The organism is Streptomyces virginiae (assembly GCF_041432505.1).
GTDB lineage: Bacteria > Actinomycetota > Actinomycetes > Streptomycetales > Streptomycetaceae > Streptomyces > Streptomyces virginiae_A.
Window position 1 is genome coordinate 1,710,468 of record NZ_CP107871.1, and the last position, 14,540, is coordinate 1,725,007.

Annotated in this window: 12 protein-coding genes and 2 pseudogenes; 7 read left to right on the forward strand and 7 right to left on the reverse strand. The window is 69.5% G+C overall.

Features of this window, described 5'->3' with window-relative positions; translation table 11 throughout:
- Window positions 1-9 precede the first annotated feature (9 nt).
- Window positions 10-960 (forward strand): hypothetical protein, encoded by a 951-nt coding sequence (locus OG624_RS08020; protein WP_033215637.1) that lies wholly within the window; start codon window positions 10-12, stop codon window positions 958-960.
- Between the two features lie 490 nt (window positions 961-1,450).
- Window positions 1,451-2,972, forward strand: a pseudogene (locus OG624_RS08025) (ISL3 family transposase).
- A gap of 68 nt (window positions 2,973-3,040) precedes the next feature.
- On the opposite strand, the pseudogene OG624_RS08030 reads toward OG624_RS08025, so the two are convergent.
- Both OG624_RS08030 and OG624_RS08035 read right to left on the reverse strand, forming a co-directional pair.
- Window positions 3,041-3,298 (reverse strand): annotated as a pseudogene (locus OG624_RS08030) (transposase); the annotation flags it as partial.
- Between the two features lie 421 nt (window positions 3,299-3,719).
- Window positions 3,720-6,104, reverse strand: coding sequence for a SpoIIE family protein phosphatase (locus OG624_RS08035; protein ID WP_033215633.1), 2,385 nt, complete (start codon window positions 6,102-6,104; stop codon window positions 3,720-3,722).
- Window positions 6,105-7,222: 1,118 nt separating this feature from the next.
- Here OG624_RS08035 and OG624_RS08040 point away from each other — a divergent pair.
- Window positions 7,223-7,477, forward strand: coding sequence for a hypothetical protein (locus tag OG624_RS08040; RefSeq protein ID WP_353963125.1), 255 nt, complete (start codon window positions 7,223-7,225; stop codon window positions 7,475-7,477).
- A 436-nt stretch (window positions 7,478-7,913) separates the two neighbouring features.
- Entirely contained in the window at window positions 7,914-8,795 is an 882-nt protein-coding gene (locus tag OG624_RS08045) for a helix-turn-helix domain-containing protein (RefSeq protein ID WP_033215631.1), read from the forward strand.
- 19 nt (window positions 8,796-8,814) lie between these two features.
- On the opposite strand, the gene OG624_RS08050 is transcribed toward OG624_RS08045, so the two are convergent.
- The 5 genes from OG624_RS08050 to OG624_RS08070 form a co-directional block, all read right to left on the reverse strand.
- The gene (locus OG624_RS08050; RefSeq protein WP_158711737.1) at window positions 8,815-9,063 is read right to left on the reverse strand and encodes a hypothetical protein; all 249 of its coding nucleotides are present in this window, start codon (window positions 9,061-9,063) and stop codon (window positions 8,815-8,817) included.
- A 183-nt stretch (window positions 9,064-9,246) separates the two neighbouring features.
- Entirely contained in the window at window positions 9,247-9,405 is a 159-nt protein-coding gene (locus tag OG624_RS08055) for a hypothetical protein (RefSeq protein ID WP_158711736.1), read from the reverse strand.
- Between the two features lie 819 nt (window positions 9,406-10,224).
- Window positions 10,225-10,482, reverse strand: a complete 258-nt coding sequence (locus OG624_RS08060) for a hypothetical protein (protein ID WP_033215628.1) — start codon at window positions 10,480-10,482, stop codon at window positions 10,225-10,227.
- A gap of 127 nt (window positions 10,483-10,609) precedes the next feature.
- The gene (locus tag OG624_RS08065) at window positions 10,610-11,275 is read right to left on the reverse strand and encodes a response regulator transcription factor (protein ID WP_033215626.1); all 666 of its coding nucleotides are present in this window, start codon (window positions 11,273-11,275) and stop codon (window positions 10,610-10,612) included.
- Window positions 11,272-12,225, reverse strand: a complete 954-nt coding sequence (locus OG624_RS08070; RefSeq protein WP_033215838.1) for a HAMP domain-containing sensor histidine kinase — start codon at window positions 12,223-12,225, stop codon at window positions 11,272-11,274. The genes OG624_RS08065 and OG624_RS08070 overlap by 4 nt, the downstream gene beginning before the upstream one ends.
- Window positions 12,226-12,504: 279 nt before the next feature.
- On the opposite strand from OG624_RS08070, the gene OG624_RS08075 reads away from it, so the two are divergent.
- From OG624_RS08075 to OG624_RS08085, 3 genes are read left to right on the forward strand one after another with little or no spacing between them, the layout of a single operon-like run.
- Window positions 12,505-12,975 carry a cation:proton antiporter regulatory subunit gene (locus OG624_RS08075; protein WP_033215624.1) on the forward strand — a complete coding sequence of 157 codons (471 nt, stop codon included), beginning with the start codon at window positions 12,505-12,507 and terminating at the stop codon, window positions 12,973-12,975.
- A 5-nt stretch (window positions 12,976-12,980) separates the two neighbouring features.
- The gene (locus OG624_RS08080) at window positions 12,981-14,234 is read left to right on the forward strand and encodes a cation:proton antiporter (RefSeq protein WP_033215621.1); all 1,254 of its coding nucleotides are present in this window, start codon (window positions 12,981-12,983) and stop codon (window positions 14,232-14,234) included.
- A complete protein-coding gene (locus OG624_RS08085; RefSeq protein WP_033215619.1) occupies window positions 14,231-14,488 on the forward strand; it encodes a hypothetical protein in 258 nt (85 codons plus the stop codon). Before OG624_RS08080 ends, OG624_RS08085 begins: the two co-directional genes overlap by 4 nt.
- Window positions 14,489-14,540: the final 52 nt, after the last annotated feature.

Genomic DNA, 14,540 nt, shown 5'->3' on the forward strand with positions numbered 1-14,540 from the left:
GGCGCGGCCATGACACCGGGAAGCAAGCCCTTCACTCCCGAATTCGACGCTACGCTCAGGGACCGGGATCTCGCGAAGGCGCGCCAAGACATCGCCATCGGCCGGTGGCAGGGTCTTCCCGAGCTGCTCCACTCCACCGGACACGACTGGGACCGCCGCACCCACCGGGTGCGCCTGCTCGCCCAGTCCACGGCCGGCACGACCATCGCCGAGGAATGGCACACCGCCCGGCCGGGTGATCCGGACGCGCTGGTGCTGCGGGCGGATACAGAGGTGCTGCGCTGCTTCAACCTCGCCGTGGCCGCGGGGGACCCTGGCGCTGCCGGCCAGGACCGGCTGGACATGGCCGTACGGACCTGCCTTCGCGCGGCCGACGCACATCCTTACGACCCTGTGCCCTGGGTATCGCTCCTCACCATCGCCCGGCTATACGCGGGTGGGCACCGCCAATTCAACCACTGGTGGAAGGAGCTGAAACTTCGGCACCAGGACAACCGGGAAGCGCACAATCAAGCGCTGCGCCATGTGTCCGCTCGCTGGCACGGCACGCACGGGACCATGTACGACTTCGCCCGGGACGTGGTGGACAGCACTGCGCCGGGCTCGCCACTCGCCGTACTCCTGCAGGTCGCGCGGCTGGAGGAGTACCGCTACCGCCTTGAGCGTGAGGGTGACATGGCACTCTTCCTACGTCGGCATTGGAGTACCGACGTAGCACTCGCCGATACCCGTCGCACCTGGGATACATGGGTCGTCAACTGGGACGGCATCTACCGGGCGCAGGACATCGCCGACTTCAACTACTTGCTGCACGCGACGTGCGCCGGCGGGCTGTACAGCGAAGCGGCGTACCTCTTCAAGCTGCTCGCCGACCAAGCAACCGCAGTGCCCTGGTCCTATTTCGGCGACCCCGCGACCGTCATCGCAAAGTGGCACCGCACTGTCATGCGCTCAACCTGATCATTGACCCGCAACTCTGAATATTGTGTCGTGCTTACAACCCCTAACGAAATGATCTTTGGGCGGGTTGGATGGCTCCGCGTGCCGGTCGTCGTGCTGCCGTACCCATCCTGCGCCGCCAGCGATAACGCACGGCTCAGAATCGAAGAACGCGAGGCCCGGGACAGAAGTCGCGGGCCTCGCCCCATTTCGCCCCGACTGCCGCTTGCGAACATCTGGCGCCGGTCAGCCCGTGGCGGCCGCCCCTTGGCCGAACTCAGGAACATCGTCCACGGTCGGTCCAGGCGGAGCCGCTGGAAGCGGAGCGGGTTGCGGGTAGATGCGCCGTGGTCGATGGCACGGTCGGCGCTGACCTCGGCAGCCAGGGCGGGGTGGACGAGGGTGGCGTCGAGGATGCCGCGGCTCCCCCACGTCGGGGTCTGTCAATCGAACGGCTCTGGCCTGTAGTCGGTGGTGACGCCGAGTAGCCATCCGCGATCATGATCTTGTGATGGATGTCAACCCCCTTATCGGGACGGTGTTTTCCGGTTCGGCACTGGCCGTCGAGGACGTGACGGACGACGGTGACAAGGTGGTGGTCACGGCCCGCACCCGGGATGTGGCGGTGCCGTGTCCGGCGTGCCGAACGCCAGCGGCGAGGGTGCACGGGTACCACCGCCGGACGGTGCGGGACGTGCCGGTCGACGGCCGCCCGGTCGTCGTCCACCTGCGCGTACGAAGGCTGGTCTGTCCGGTTCTGGGCTGCTCCCGGCAGACCTTCCGTGAGCAGATTCCCGGACTGCTGAAGCGTCATCAGCGCCGCACTGTGCGTCTCGCCGGGCAGATATCGCAGGTGGCACGGGAGTTATGCGGCCGCACGCCTGGCCGGCCTGCTGGCCGTGCCCGTCTCCCGCAGCACCGCACTGCGGCATCTGCGGCGCCTGCTGCTGCCCAAGCAGGCCATCCCGCGGGTGATCGGCGTGGACGATTTCGCCCTGCGCCGCCGCCACCGCTACGCCACGATCATCACGGATGCCGAAACCGGCCGACGCATCGAGGTCCTGCCCGACCGCGAGAGGGCCACCCTGGAGTCCTGGCTGCGCGAACATCCCGGCATTGAGGTCGTGTGCCGGGACGGCTCGGCCACCTACGCCGAGGCCGTCCGCCGCGCCCTGCCCGACGCGGTGCAGGTCAGCGACAGATGGCACCTCTGGCGCAACCTCTGCGACAAAGCCCAGCTCGAGGTCCGCGCGCACACCGGCTGCTGGGCCACCATCAACCCGCCCCGCCCCGGCGGAATACGCGAGCAGACCACCCGCGAACGCTGGAACAAGATCCACGATCTCCTCGGCCAAGGTATCGGCCTCCTCGACTGCTCCCGCCGCCTGGGCCTGGCCCTGAACACCGTCAAACGCTATGCCCGCATGCCCGAAACCCAGGCCCTGCGCCTCACCCCTGCCTACCGGCCCACCCTCGTCGCCCCCTACCGCGAGCACCTGCGACGGCGCCGTGCTGAGGAACCGGCCGTCCCGGTCACCCACCTCCTCGAAGAGATCCGGGAGCTGGGCTACACCGGCAGCGCAAACCTCCTGGTCCGCTACCTCAACCAGGGCCGCGCCGAAGGCGACCGCCCCGTCACCACGGTGCGTCACGCCGGCCGCCTCCTGCTCACCGACCCCGTGAATCTACGCCCGAAGGAAACGGCCCTCTTGGAGAAGATCGCCGCAGCCTGCCCGGAGATGACCGCACTCGCCGATCTCATACGCGACTTCGCCGCTCTGCTGAAACCAGCCGAGGGCAACGACACGAAACTCACCGATTGGATCACAGCCGCCCGCACCGTCGCCCTGCCCCACCTGCGAAGTCTCACCAACGGGCTCGAAATCGACCGGCCCGCCGAGAACGCCGGCCTCACCTTGCCTTACCACAATGGCCGCACCGAAGGCGTCAACACCCGCACCAAGAGGATCATGAGACAGATGCACGGACGCGCCGGATTCGGCCTTCTCCGGCACCGCATCCTCCTGCCCTGACGGCTACTCGGCGTCACCACCGACTACGGGCCAGAGCCAATCGAACGGTGTAGCGCGGGCGGTTGGGATTACTGACGGGCTGCGGAGAGGCGGCCATCGAAGGTGATGTCGAAGGCGTTCAGGGCGGTCTTCCAGCGCATGGTCCAGCGGGCCTGACCACGGCCGATGGGGTCGAGCGACATGATGGCCATGTAGACGCACTTCAGGGCGGCGGTCTCGTTGGGGAAGTGTCCGCGGGCCTTGACCGCCCGGCGGATCCTCGCGTTCACGGACTCGATCGCGTTGGTGGTGCAGACGATGCGGCGGATCTCGGTGTCGAAGCGGAGTGTGCGGGCGATTCGTATGTTCGCGGCGGCGAGGGCACGTCGATGGCGCGGCAGATCTCACCAGACCCGCCCTTGTGGAGCAGTTGTGGGTCACGGGAGCCGCTCAGGAGTCGAGGATCCGTCGGATGCTGGCCGCCTACGACCAGGAGGCGCACACGCTGCGTCCGGAGGTACGTGAGCTGTTGGGCGGGCGGGCGTACAACCCGAGGCACAGGCGGGACGCCAAGCCGCTACTGCCGTACGACGAGTCGATCTGGAAAAGTCTGCACGAGGTGTGCCGGGCGGAGATCCAGGAAGCCTGGTCGCAGTTCCGTGGGGCTCGTGCCGCGGCTGAGAAGGGACGGGATCCCTATCAGCACGGCTGGTCGTACGAGAACTTGTGCTGGTGGATGGTCCGTCACGGGCCGGGCACGACTCCTCGCTACGAGGGGAAGGCAGTCGGCCGCCTCACCGAAGGCATCGCCTGCTCGGCCCAGATGATTTTTCCCGTGGCCGTGTAGCGGGTGCCCCACTGTTGGGTTATTTGCGCCACGATGAACAGGCCCCGGCCGCCCTCGTCGTCACCGGCGGCGTGCCGCATGTGCGGGGAAGTGTGGCCGCTGTCGGACACCTCGCAGATGAGTGTCTTGTCGCGGATGAGACGCAGCTGGATGGGGCCGGCCCCGGCATAGCGAATGGCGTTAGTGACCAGTTCGCTGACCACGAGTTCGGTCGTGAAGACCAGGTCGTCGAGTCCCCAGGCGCGGACCTGGTCAGATGCCCCAGCCCGGGCCCGGCCAGCGGCCTGACGGTCTGCGGTCAGCTCCCAGACGGCTACCTGTTGCTGGCCGAGGAGACGGGTGCGGACCAAGAGCAGCGCCGCGTCATCTTCTGCCGGGCCGGGCAGCAGAGTCCCGACCACCTCGTCACACAGGTCGTCCAGGGTCCCCGTCGAGTGGCTCAGGACCGCACTCAGGGCGGCAAGTTGCTCGTCGACATCGCGGTCACGACCTTGCACGAGGCCGTCGGTGAACAGGGCGAGCAGACCGCCTGGTGGAATGGCCAGTTCCGCAGACTCGAAGGGCAGGCCGCCCAGCCCCAGCGGCGGAGCCGACGGCAGCTCGGGAAAGGTCACCGTGCCATCGTCCGGGTCGACGACGGCAGGCAGCGGGTGCCCGGCCCGCGCCATCGTGCACGTTCCGGACACCGGGTCGTACACGGCGTAGAGGCAGGTGACCCCGAGGGCCTCGTCTTCCGGGAGTTCCTCGCCCTCGATGCGCACCGCGGCCCGTTCGTTGCCGCCCTGGGTGACGAGGTCGTCGAGGCGGGCGAGGAGTTCATCGGGGGCGAGGTCCATCCGGGCCAGCACTCGCACGCTGGTGCGCAGCCGGCCCATGGTGGCGGCGGCGCTCAGACCGTGCCCGACCACGTCCCCCACGACCAGTCCCACCCGGGTTCCGGACAGGGGGATCACGTCGAACCAGTCGCCGCCCACACCCGCGCGGCTGTCGGCAGGCAGATAGCGGTACGCGAGCTCCACCGCGGACAGCTGCGGAAGCAGTCTAGGCAGCAGGCTGCGCTGCAGCACGAGGGCGGCGGCGTGCTCGCGGGCATACCGGCGGGCATTGTCTATGCAGACTGACAACCGCGCGACGAGTTCGCTGGCCACGGCCAGTTCCCCCTCATCGAGAGGGTCGGTGCGGTGTTCCCAGACGAAGGACACGATGCCGAGGTCGGTTCCTTCGGTGCGGAGCGGTACGGTCAGCAGGCCCGGTTCATGAACGGGCCGTACCGTGGCCGGGCAGTCATCGGCGGTGATGGTGGAGACGGCTGGGGGCTCCTCGTGGGGCCATAGCCGCACCATCCGGATTTCGGGCACGGCACCGGGGCGTGACCGGTCGCTGTGGAGGACCGTCTCCAACAGGTCCACCGTGACTGCATCGGCGAACCACGGGGTCGTCACGGCGGCGAACTCGCGGGCCGTGCGCCTCGTGTCAAGCGTCGTACCCACACTCCGGCCGGCCCGGACCAGGAGGTCTAGGCGCTGTTGGGCGAGGTAGCGCTCGGTGATGTCGACCGTCTCCTCGCATACGCCCAGCGGTGATCCTGCCGGGTCCTCCAGCCGGTAGTATGAGCATGACCAGATCCGGTCGCGGTCTGGCGTGGATGGTGGGCGGCCCCGGTAGTACAGCTCGATCACGGGCTGACCGGTCGTGAGCACCTCGCCGATGACCTCCTCCAGCGTGTCGGGCATGCCGGGGGAGACGATCACGCCGTGCGTGACCATGTCGTCCGGGCCGAAGCCGGCGTAGTCGGCGGGCCCCATCTCCTCGTAGAGAGCGGCGTTCGTCCACACCACGCGGAGCCGGGTGTCGTAGATGGCCAGGCCGATGGGCGACCGGGTGGCCAGCCCACGCAGCATCGACTGCAGGGCGTTCCACTGCTCGGTCTCGCCGGCCTCGGCCATGGCGAGCAGGCGCGCCGGTCGCGTCCCGACGACACCGCTGAGACTACTGCCGCCGTCACCGTCCGGCTTCTCGCCACCGAGCGACAGGGCGAGGACGACCACCGCCGCCCGCTCGCTGTGCCCGTCCCGGTGACGCAGCCGGATCACGTGCCGCATGCCTGGCGAGAATTCCGGCGCCGCGGCGTCGGTCACGAGGTCGGCGAACTTCCGGCCGAGAACCTCGGACGCCCCGTACCCGAGCAGCTCCGCGGCCGCCGGGCTCCAGCCGACCACCCGGCCCGCGCCGTCGAGCACGGCCGTGGCCGCCCGGGACATATCGAGGGGGCCCTGCCGTTCACCGAAACCGGGAATCTCGCTCACGACGCCCCCTCACTGCGCTGGCCGACGGCGAGCGGTGGGGCGAGGCCATCGGGGCCCGTGACCTCACCGGCCTCGCTCGGGGCCATAGCGGGCGTGTCGCCCACGGGCTGCTCCCCGTGCGGGCGGGCGGCCGGCGACGTACCCCTGGCGCCGACTGCTACCAGCCCGTCCCCGGCTTGTCGGGCCTGGCCGGCGGTTGGAACGCGAGCGTGTGGCGGCGTCGCACGCCCACCTCTATGTGGGTACGACAGACGCCCAGTTGGAACGGAGCTTGCCCACCGTCGTCCAGATTTCCAGGTCACGCCTCTCTCCCGGTCACACAGCCATAATGCCTCTGCCCCGCAGCCGCCGCGACCGGACGGCAGTAGGTGGACTGCTCCCTGACGGCGCGCCGCAGCCTGGACGACAACTACAAGGCGACGTGGCCGGCCGGGCCGGTACCGACCGTGGAACGCAACTCGACCGCCTTATGCGGGTCGGCATCGGCGGGATATCCGCTACTCGCTGCGCGGGAATCCGCCATGCATTGTGCGCGCCGACCCGGAGCCCCACAAGACTGGGCGGCTCACCGACTCACGGATTGCTCCCTTCCTGCCTGCAATGGTTTCCGTTGACTTTCTGGCCATGTGAACTGATTTCGTTGAAATCTGGCGTCGTGACTGCGATATTGATAGCTTGAGGGGGAGTCGACTTCGAGGGTAATCGGCCTGTGCTGGCCCGCGACAGTCGACACGCCTTGGGTCTGCCAGCGCAGCTGTGTGGGCCCGCCCCGTACGCGTACCGCGCGCGGCGTCCTCGGCGGTCCCGGCTACGCGGTACCACCCCTGCATGCTGCGCGGTCGCCGGACGCGCTACGTCCCTTAGCTTACTGAGCCTGCACATGCGACCGAAGCGCCCGCCAGCCAGAGTCGCGCAGGAGGCGCAGGCCCTCGCTCAGCACGGAAGCAGCGCAGCTGAGCGGCCGAGCAGGTGGTGGTTCTTGTGCATGGCCCGAAGCACCGGGGTGGGGGCATCTGGTCCGCACGCCTGTCACGCCCCGCCCGCCCCACGCAGCTCAGAAGAGGAATACCGCGGGTTCGGAATTCTGCCTCTCCACCAGTGGATCCTCATCAGCCTCGCTGAATCGCTCAGACAACACGTCCAGAGTTGACGCAGAAGGAGCCTTCACCCGCCGTGCCGACGAACACCTCCTCGGCGGCCGGGTAGACGCGACCATCGCCTGCGCCAAAGACCTCCCCGGCGTCCACGACAGGGCTCCGGGTATGGCCGTCGGGTCCGTCCTTGCCCGCGAGGACGCCCGCGACGTTCTGGTCTTCCCTGTCAAGTTTGTGTGTTCAGAGGTCAGTTCCACCACCGTCTCCTGCCCTGCCTGAGCAGGGTCCTTGCCAGCTCCCAGGAGCTTCACCACGATGTCGCGGTGGTGAGCATGTCCTTGAGCCTCGTCGGTGGCCTGCGCAGATCGGCGCCCGGCTCGGCGGTGAGGCCGACAAACAGTTGCTCGCCAAGGCTCTGTGCACCCCAATCGCCGCCGCCGACCTGTTCTCCCGCGCGTGAGCCACACGGCCGCCCGAGCCCTGGCCCCCCACACCCGGGACTTAGCAGGTAAGCGAGCATTTCCGGCAGATAGGTGAAAGGTCGTGGCATCTGGGTGAAACCTGCCCTGGCTCTGCACGCGACTGCGTTCACACGAGATGACACTCGCCAGCGGGGCCCGTTGATCATCACTGCACGGCGCATACGTTCGCACGGGCCCGGCCACGGGCAACTCCCGTGGCTGGTGGACAGTCCCGAGCCGGAGGTAGACCGCCCGTGGCGGCGAACGGAAACCCGACCGTACGACGACGCCGGCTGGGCGCGGAGCTGCGCCGGCTCCGCCTGGCCCGTGGCCTGACCAGTACCCAGGTGGCCGAACGCCTATTGATCTCTCAGCCCAAGATCAGCCACCTGGAGAACGGCCGCCGCGCCATCAAGCCCCGTGACGTGCGGGACCTGTGCGCCCTCTACCAAGTGACGGACCCACAGCTCATCCACTCGTTGATGCAGATGGCCGCGGAAGCGGACCGGCAGGGCTGGTGGGTCGCCTGCGGCGAGGTACCGTACGCCGTCTACATCGGCTTGGAGACGGCAGCCGCTTCTGTCCGCTCATACGAGCCCCTGGTGGTCCCCGGCCTGCTGCAAACGCCCGCCTACGCGGCCGCGGTCATCGCGGAAACGATCCCTCTGGCCACCCCTGAACAGATCGCCGTGCGCCGTGAGGTACGGCTGCGCCGTCAGTCCCGGGCCCACCACCCGGCCCGGTGCTTGCGCTTATGGGTGGTGCTGGATGAATCCGCACTGCGCCGCGTGGTCGGCTGCCCGCAGATCATACGCGAACAGCTGGAGTTCCTGAATCGCCTTGGCGCGCAGCCGCACGTCACCGTGCAGGTCGTCCCGCACAGCGCGGGAGCCCACCCCGGCGTCTCGGGACAGTTCTCCATCCTCGACTTCCCAGACGCTCCCGGGGCGGGGACCGTGTATCTGGAGCGGTTCAACAGCGACCTCTATCTGGAGAAACGATCCGACGTGCGGCACTTCAGCGCCATGTTCGACCATCTTCAGGCGCAGGCCCTGAACCCGGAGCGCACCCGCTGCTTCATCACCCGCGCCGCCGAGGAGCTGCCGGCCGCCGCATCGCTGCCCGGCCGGCCGTGATCGGCGCACCGGCCGCAGGTCACTGCGTCGCGTACAGCCGATCGCGCAGGTACAACAGGACGGCGGTGTCCGCGACGGCGGCCAGATCGGCCAGCAGGGTGCGGATGGCCGCGCCGTTGCCGTCACGAACCGCCCGCACGATCTGCTCGACCACCTCGCGTACGGACGGATCGATGCCTGCCGGACCGGCCGGGGCCCAACCAAGGCCGACCGGTCGGGCAGGCTCGCCGGCGCCGGCGCCCGCCGAGGTGCCTGGCACTGCCGTCATGTCATCCCCTAACGGATCGCCCCGGGCGCAGGTCACGGCCCGCGCGGCGCGGCGGGTGGCCGTCCTCCGCCCTCCTATGGAGCCCTGGGACGACCGCAACAGCGCACTTACCGACGAAGCGACCGCGCCAGACGGCAAGCGCCAAAGGAGGCCCCACGGGTGGCTTCCGGTCGCCGTGGCGTGTCACAGGACGGCGCCGAGCGCCAGTCCGATGGGCGCGCAAACCGGGATGACCAGCATGTATGCCGTGACGGCCCGCAGACAGCCGGGGTCGTGGATGGAGAGTCCGACGTGGCGGGAGGCCAGCATCGCCGTGTTCTCCTCGGGCGGGCTGTCCGTCATGGTGCGTCTTCCTTCCGTGTTCGGCTCCCGGGCGGGCGAGGGCACGGGTGGACGAGGATCTGCATGCCGAGCTCTCCGGCGTGCTCGATTACGGCCGCGACCTCTGTGGCCTCGACCGTACGAACGTCCGGCTCAGAGCCCGTGATGAGGTAGGTGATCTGGTAGAGCTGGACGGCTCCTCGGTCGCGGCTGGTCGCGGTGTGCCTCCGGGCCTTGCAGAAATTCCGAAGCGGCAGGTCAACGGCCCGGCCCAGCAAGCCCCAGGAACGCCCTTCTCTCATTTTGGGAACGCATGGGCTCCTTTGCAGGTCAGCGGGCTCGCCGCGACGGCTGGGGACAGACATGCCTCCCCAATATCGACGACTACGACGCCCACCGGACGTCGACCTCAGCGCACTCGGCAAGAACGATGTGGTGGCCGCCTGAGCGGGAAGAAGGCGCGCCGCATGTACGCCGGATCACTGGCCGAGATGTACCTCACGATTGTGGCGGGGTATGCGCCCAGGCTGGTGTTGGAGCCGGGGTTCAGCGCCAGCCGGCCCTGGGCGGCGAGCGCATCGTCACCGCAGACGATCATCGGTAGGGGGTAGCGAGTCGCTCTGCGTCACCCTGCTCGCGTGGTCCTGGTCCTGTGGCGCAGGCGCTGCCTCAACCCGTTGCCCGCTTCGCCCACCGCGATCAGGAGCACCGCGGACGCACCGCATCCCACAAGGGTCACCGGCCGGCCCAGGGCCACGGTCGACAGCACCAGTACGAGCGTGACGACCGCCCACCACCCCAGGAATGATCCCAGCGGGCGCCGCCAGTTCCGTGTCCCGCTCACGGGGCACCAACTCCCGGCGTGCCCGTCGGGGAGAGGGGCGGCCAGGAGTGCTCGTACGCCGGGGGGTTCCACGGTTTGGGGGCGGGAGGGGCTGCGAACGGCCCGGCCCGGTTGGCCATGAGGATCAACATCGTCCCGACGAAGAGCAGGGTGATGACGATGAGGGCGAGGCCGACTGGGTTTTGGGGGTTGTAGTAGTAGTGGTTGGTTCCCCACTTGCTGCGTTTGAAGACCGGCTCGTCGTCGTGATGCACAGGCTTTCCCCGGCTCGAAGGTCCTTGGCTGCCGCAGCACGCAGGCGCGAAGCGCGGGTACGGGCTGCCGGATGGCTTGCAGAGTTGGGTGTATCCCCGGTGCGCGCCGGGGCGACTGCGGCTGCGGCTAGGGCTCGATCAGGCCGGCGCGGATGGCGTAGCGGGTGAGTTCGAGGCGGTCGCGCAGGCCGAGTTTCTGGAGGAGGTTGGCGCGGTGTCGTTCGACGGTCTTGGGGCTGATGACAAGGAGGTCGCCGATCTCCTTGGAGCTGTGGCCCTCGGCGACGAGTTTGAGGATCTCCTCCTCGCGTTCGGTGATGGCCCGTTCCGGGATCGGGCCGCCGGTGCGGGCGCGGTCGAGGTAGCTGCGGATGAGGGTGGTCTCGGCGCCGGGGTAGATGAACGGCTCGTCGCGCAACGCGGCGCGGCAGGCTTCGACGAGGTCGCGGTCGGCGACGGATTTGAGGACGTAGCCGGAGGCGCCGGCGCGCAGGGCTTCGAAGAAGTACTGCTCGTTGTCGTACATGGTGAGCATCAGGATCCGCAGGCCGGGTTGGATGCGGGCGAGTTCGCGGGCGGCCTGGAGGCCGGTCTGGCGGGGCATGGCGATGTCGAGGACGGCGAGGTCGATGTCGAGGGTGCGGGCCTGGGTGACGGCTTCGGCGCCGTCGGCGGCCTCGGCGACCACGGTCAGGTCGGGTTCGGCGTCGAGGATGAGGCGTACGCCGCGGCGGACGAGGGTGTGGTCGTCGGCGAGCAGGATGCGGGCGGGCCCGCCCTCCGGCTGACTCATGCTGTCGCCCCCGTGGTGTCGTGGATTTCGAGTCGGACCTGGGTGCCGCCGTGCGGGCTGGCCCCGACGAGGAGTTCGGCACCGATCAGCAGGGCGCGTTCGCGCATCCCGCGGATGCCGGCGCCCTCGGGTGCGTCCCCAAGCCCGTGGCCGTTGTCGCGGACCAGCAGGCCGACGCCGCCGCGGGGCAGCGGGCGCAGGTGGACCTCGACGCGGGTGGCCCCTGAGTGCCGGGCGGCGTTGGTCAGGCCTTCCTGGGCCACGCGGTAGAGGACGAGCTCGGTGGCCGGGTCCAGGTGGGGCAGGCCCGGGGTGATGTAGGCGGTGACGCCCAGGCGCGGGGTGGTGAACTCGGCGGCCAGGGACCGCAGCGCGCTGTACAGGCCGAGTTCCTCCAGGACGCCGGGGCGCAGGCGTCGGGCGATGCGGCGGATCTCGTCCAGGCTGGCGCGGGTCGTCTCCTGGGCCTGGTGCAGATCGGTGCGCACGGGCTCGGGGGCGCGGTCGGCGGCGTGCTTGATCTGGAGGAGGACGGCGGTGAGGGTCTGGCCGATCTCGTCGTGGAGTTCTTGGGCGATGCGCTTGCGTTCGGCCTCCAGCGCGGTCAGCACCCGGCCGCTGCTGGTGGCGCGCTCGGCTTCGAGCCGGTCGAGCATGGCGTTGAAGGTCCGGGTGAGTGCGGCAACCTCCCCGCCGCCGGTGACCGTCGGGCGGGCGTCGGGTTTGAGGAGGTCGGCGGTGGCCATGGCCCGGTTCAGGCGGGCGAGCGGGGCCAGCCCGACCTTCAGGAGGACCGCGTTGATGACGAGCATCGCGGCCAGCCCACCGAGCAGCACGAGCGCCTCCCCGAACAGAACCGGCGTGGAAACGGTGACCGGGCCCAGCAGCAAGGCCACCGCGAGGGCCAGCACACCTGCGTTCAACAGGAAGATCCGCCAGTACAACGACACGGCCACACGCCTTTCCAGCCGGTCCCCCAGCATCCGTCACGGCCGCCCGGCCTCCCCGCATCCAGGCACTTTGACCTGCGACGGAGCCCACTTCCCCGGCCCCATCCTCACGCCGGTGGAACGCTGCTGTCTATCCGTGCCGACACCCATATTTCGGACGCGCGGAAAGTGGCACGATGGGCCCGCCGAGCGGCTTCTCCTGCCCGAGACCATTGTCCGCCGCAGCGGCGTCACGTACGAAAGCGAACATAAGGGGGGACAGCTGTGCCTGCTCCACGGATGAGCACCACACCACTGCCCGGCATCGGGGTCCAGTACGACCTCACCACCCGCGAACACCGCCACCTGTCCGTGGTTGCGCACCGCGACGGCACCCGGACGGTGAACCTCTACCGGGCGGATGACCCCGACGCCTGCGCCCAGTCCCTGCATCTGACGGGCGCGGAGACGGCCTCGCTGATCGACGCGCTGATGCCGGCGCACCACAGCCCCAACGTGCTGCACACCACCGACCTCGGCCTGGTCGCCGAGCGGATCGAGCTGTCCGCCCACTCGTACTGGAACGGCCGGGTGCTGGGCGAGACCCGGATGCGGACCGAGACCGGCGTCTCGATCGTGGCCGTGCTGCGCCGCGCGGAGGCCCGCCCCTCACCCGCGCCGGACTTCCGCCTGGCCGGCGGGGACACCCTCATCGTGATCGGCACCCGCGAGGGCGTCGACGCCGCCGCCTCCATACTCGGACGGGAGTGACGCCTGTGCACTCCGCTCTCTTCCTGATCGAGTTCGGCGCGATCATCCTCGGCCTCGGCCTGCTCGGTCGGGTCGCCGGACGCCTGAAGTTCTCCCCCATCCCCCTCTACCTCCTGGCCGGCCTCGCCTTCGGTACCGGCGGACTGCTGCCCATGGGAGCGAGCGAGGAGTTCGTCGCGATCGGCGCCGAGATCGGCGTCATCCTGCTCCTGCTGATGCTGGGCCTGGAGTACACGGCCTCGGATCTGGTCTCCAACCTCAAAACCCAGTACCCGGCCGGACTGGTCGACTTCGGCCTCAACGCCGTACCCGGCGCCGTGGCAGCACTCTTGATGGGCTGGGGCCCGGTCGCCGCCGTGGTCCTGGCCGGCGTCACCTGGATCTCCTCCTCCGGGGTGATCGCCAAGGTCATGGGAGACCTGGGCCGTGTCGGCAACCGCGAGACCCCGGTGATCCTGTCCATCCTGGTCCTCGAAGACCTCGCGATGGCGGTCTACCTGCCGATCATCACCGCCCTCCTCGCCGGCGTGAGTCTCGCCGCCGGCAGCGCGACCCTGGCCATCGCCCTCGGCGTCGCAGGAGCGGTCCTGTTCATCGCCGTGCGCTTCGGGCGCCACATCTCCCGCTTCGTCTCCAGTGACGACCCTGAGAAGCTCCTCCTCGTCGTCCTCGGCCTGACCCTGCTGGTGGCGGGCATCGCCCAGCAGCTCCAGGTCTCCGCTGCCGTCGGCGCCTTCCTCGTCGGCATCGCCCTCTCCGGCGAGGTCGCCGAAGGCACCCACACCCTGCTCAGCCCGCTGCGCGACCTGTTCGCAGCGGTGTTCTTCGTCTTCTTCGGCCTGCACACCGACCCCGCGAGCATCCCGCCCGTCCTGCTGCCCGCGCTCGCGCTCGCCGTGGTCACGGCCGGTACGAAGATCGCCACTGGGTACTGGGCCGCAAAGCGCGCCGGCGTCGGGGTCAAGGGGCGCTGGCGCGCCGGTGGCACGCTGGTGGCCCGCGGCGAGTTCTCCATCGTCATCGCCGGGTTGGCCGTCACGGCCGGCATCGAGCCCGCGATGGGACCGCTCGCGACCGCGTACGTCCTGATCCTCGTGGTGATCGGACCGCTCACCGCCCGCTACACCGAACCCGTGGCCGCATGGGTGAGCAGCCGCCGCAACCCGCCGGGAACGGTCACCCTGGCCGCGGTGCCGTCCCAGCCGGGATCCCCGGAGGACCTCAAGGACCAGGCCCAGGATCCGGCCGGCCGCGCGTGAGCGAGGACACCTGGGCGGCGATCACCAGCCGGGAGACCGTGCTGCTGCTCGCCGCCCTGGCCGTCTACCTCGGCGGCGCGGTCGGCTTCGCCCACCGCCTGCCCCGCCTCCTGGCACGTCACCCGGGCTGGCGCCGGGACACCGAACACGACCCCGTCTCCAGCGCCCTCACCCTCACCCTGCTGATCGTCCTGTGGCCGGCGACCGCCGTGTGCCTGGCCCGCAAGCTCGCCGCCGCTCGCCGCGATCGGTGACCAGGCCGTCTGCGGGACGGCCCTCACCACGAACACGCAATTCCCGCGCCCA